Origin of the sequence: Streptobacillus felis, assembly GCF_001559775.1 — a bacterium.
Classification (GTDB): Bacteria; Fusobacteriota; Fusobacteriia; order Fusobacteriales; family Leptotrichiaceae; genus Streptobacillus; species Streptobacillus felis.
Genome location: NZ_LOHX01000201.1, coordinates 1 through 1,391 on the forward strand (window position 1 = coordinate 1; position 1,391 = coordinate 1,391).

The window sequence follows — 1,391 nt, forward strand, 5'->3', positions numbered from 1 at the left end:
GAAAGAAAAATTACGACAAGCGCGAAAGTATAAAAGAACGTGATATATCAAGAGATATAAAAAAGAATTTTTAATAAAAAAAGGTGATTCGGGATTTTAAAAAAATCCTTGAATCACCTCTTTCTTTTCTGTATAATTAAGTTACCACACCAAATTACAGAAAGGATTGATAAATATGACTTCTAAAATCAAATTTATCTTCACCAATACTATTTTAACAAATTCTTTAAATTCTATCAAGACATATTTTAATAATCAACATATGATTCATCTTTCTAACTCTATTAATAAATTTCTTGCTTGTGGTGACATTTCTAAAGGTTTCATTACACATAGATGTCATATGTGTAACTTCAAACATAAAATGAAACTTACTTGTAAATCTAGATTATGTAATTCTTGTGGATATAATTACTCTATTAAATGGACTAACTCTATTCTTAATCAATTAATTAATATCCCTCATAGACATGTCCTTTTTACCATACCTAAACAATTTAGAAAATTCATAGCTTATGATAGAACTATTCTCTCTAAATTAGCTGCTGATATTAATAATATCTTTAAATATCTGTTCAATAATATTCATGATAAAAACAAAAGAAAAATATATATACCTAAATCTAGTGATAAATACTTTACTGATTCTGATATAATTCATTATGGGTTAATTACTGTTATTCATACTTTTGGTAGAGATCTTAAATTTAACCCTCATATTCATGCTATCGTTTCTCTTGGTGGTTTTAACAAACATTATCAATACAAAAAATTTAAATACTTCCATGTTCCTTCTATTGCTAATCAATGGAGATATCTCGTATGTAGAGCCTTAAGTCAAGGTAATTATCCTAATGATACTATTAAAAAAGAGGCTTTAGATATGGCTTCTAAAATGTATAAAGAAGATGTTAGATTTTTCTTTAATGTTGGTGATAATAATGTTAATAATCCTAAAGGTATTATCAAATATCTTGGTAGATATTTAGCTAGAGTGCCTATTGCTGAGTATAAAATTGTTGATATTAATATTAAAAAGAATTTTGTTACTTTTATGTTTAATGATTTAGCTAATAATAAAGAAATTACTTATCATACTTTAACGATTCAAGATTTTGTTTCTAAACTACTTTTTCATCTACCTTACAAACATTTTAAAATGATTAATAGATTTGGTTTCTATGCTAGAAGAAAATCTGATAAGTTAAAATCAGCTCTTGCTTTATTTAAAACTGAACTTAAAAAAGTTCCTTCACTTTTTAGAAAGAACTTTAAAGCTATTTGGGAATTTGATCCTTTTATGTGTCCTAATTGTAATATTTATCTTGAAGCTTATGAACTTTTTGTAAGTAGTGCTTTTGGCCGCCCTATTCATAAATTCTATAACCCTA

General features: G+C 25.4%; 1 protein-coding gene. It reads left to right on the forward strand.

Annotation, left to right across the window (positions count from 1 at the left end; genetic code table 11):
- Window positions 1-175 precede the first annotated feature (175 nt).
- A partial coding sequence (locus AYC60_RS08335; RefSeq protein WP_082762561.1) for an IS91 family transposase occupies window positions 176-1,391 on the forward strand: 1,216 nt, incomplete at its 3' end.